This window comes from Aeromonas finlandensis (genome assembly GCF_000764645.1).
GTDB classification, from domain to species: Bacteria; Pseudomonadota; Gammaproteobacteria; order Enterobacterales; family Aeromonadaceae; genus Aeromonas; species Aeromonas finlandensis.
On sequence record NZ_JRGK01000184.1, the window covers coordinates 1 to 2,108 of the forward strand.

Annotated in this window: 3 protein-coding genes; all 3 read right to left on the bottom strand. The window is 44.4% G+C overall.

Features of this window, described 5'->3' with window-relative positions:
* Nucleotide 1: 1 nt before the first annotated feature.
* Nucleotides 2-553: a fimbrial protein gene (locus LD28_RS22380; protein WP_162182396.1), complete on the bottom strand. Its 552-nt coding sequence runs from the start codon at nt 551-553 to the stop codon at nt 2-4.
* A 26-nt stretch (nt 554-579) separates the two neighbouring features.
* Nucleotides 580-1,605: a fimbrial protein gene (locus LD28_RS0112390; RefSeq protein WP_033137271.1), complete on the bottom strand. Its 1,026-nt coding sequence runs from the start codon at nt 1,603-1,605 to the stop codon at nt 580-582.
* A gap of 45 nt (nt 1,606-1,650) precedes the next feature.
* Nucleotides 1,651-2,108, bottom strand: a 458-nt coding sequence (locus LD28_RS0112395) for a fimbrial biogenesis chaperone (RefSeq protein ID WP_033137272.1), incomplete at its 5' end; no start/stop codon positions are given.

Consider the following 2,108-nt stretch of genomic DNA (forward strand, 5'->3'; position numbering starts at 1 on the left):
TTCAATCATATTGTAGGGTGAAGGTTGTCACCGCACTGAACTCACCAACGACAATATTGTGGCTGGCAATTCTATCTGGATAGCCATCGACCTGCGCAGCAAACGCCAGTACCAACTCCTGACCCTGTAATGGAACAGCACGAGAGAGTTCATCCAGTTGCAGTCGGGTAGCGTCATGATCCAGCAATTGCAACGCAATGCCTTTTGCCATTCCCCCGACCGCCAAGGTACCAGGCAGGGTGACATCCTTGGGCCCGCTGAACTTGGTCCTGACCGATTTGAATACCGCTGGTTTGCACCCTGTTAGCCTGATAAAAAAAGGAACCGGCTTACTGTGCCCATTTGCGTACAAGGTTTTGACATCAATCACATTCATATCAACCCTCATATCCAGAGAATCGAGTGACACACTACAAGGCTGAGCAATGATACGGCCATAAAAACGGACAGGCCCTCCCAAGAGGTCCTGACTTGAGGTGGCTGCCGGAGATGGACAAGCCAGCAGACACAAGCCTGCTGAGAGAAAAAGGTGTTTACCGTTGTATTTCTTCACAATTAACCTCGCTGAAAAATTGACCGTCACTCAATCTCGGAGACGATGGTAGCGGTGGCATTGAAGTCCCCTTCATTGATCTCTTGCCCATTGTTACTGATTGGTGCAGCAATGAATCCCCATTCGCCGATATTTTCATGCATCTCGATCGGATGAAAGCTATTTGGTTTTAACTCAGAACCGTCTAACTGCTTGAGTTTTATGCCAAGATTTTTTCTATCCGTCTTTATATAATCACCACCACCAAACGCGGTTGGATTTGCTGCAACTGCCATCGCTATATTCAGATGTGTACCTTCAAATGACCCCCCCTCACATCTGACTCTGATTGGCACTGTCTTTTCATTTTTATTGCCATCCAAGTCACGCCCGCCTATTTCACCAAATGCCACTTCGATAGTTTGACCTTCATTGATAACGCACTTTTCAGGAACATATAGGATGGCAGATTTAATGACCACTCGTGCCATCGGTGTTGGACCGAAATCAGATACCGTGTTTCCCAATCGACCAAATAGTTCCACCACCTCATAGTTGCTAACGTTGACCCCATTAATAATTTTCTTCCTAATGCGAAATGTCACTCGCCCCTTGCTACCACTAGTGATTTTATATGGTATGAAACTTGCGTCACCGTATATACAACCAAGCGAAGTATAGTTATTGCTTAAATTATTAAAAGGGACTGCTATGTAGTCATTCAGGTTACCTGCAATAAATATCTCTACCTTTACATCAAGATATTCATTCAGCTTTATAAATGAATGGCCATATTCTGACATAGGGCGATTGCCCCCCACCGTCGCCTTATAATAAATAGAAGCCGCGAATATGGGTCGTAGGCCACATTTACGCGTCGCTTGATAACTGTCACCAAGATCCCAGGTGAATGCCTGGGTGATAGCGCCAACATTATTGGTCACATTACTATTGTCAAGATTAACAGAAAATTCCTTTGTACCGCCAACCGTTTCAAAATATCCATTGGCATAAACGGCATCTATTGAAAGACACATGAATATTGACACCACGAAAAAGATATGTTTTTTCACAAGCCACCCTAGTAAATTAAAAAGCCTTTAAGCAACAAGATAAAATTATTTATTTTGAATCAGGGCTTTACAAAGACCGCCATCATTACATTTAAAGCCCAACGCAATATGACCACCGTAATCATTGATATAGGTCGCCATAAATTCACCTGACACAGACTCGCCTAATGAAAAACTCTGCGTGGATTTTGGCAATAGTGTGATTGCATTAAAGTCTTTGAACGGTACGGACTTCGTCTTTCCCTTGGGATGGGCGAACCCGCTAAAAATGATGTAATAAGGGGTTGGATTATTGGCTACCATCCCTGTCGCTGTTTTTTTGAATGTCACCTGATCCTGCCAGATGGCGCCACGCTCAGGCACAATACTTTCTGGCCGATAAAAGAGCTTTACTCTGGTCTGAACTGCAATCTGCATCACATTGCTTTTGTCTGTCTTGGGGGGAATTTCCCGGATATTGAAGTAGAACAGACTTTCCCGGTCTGCTGGCAACCCCTCGATGC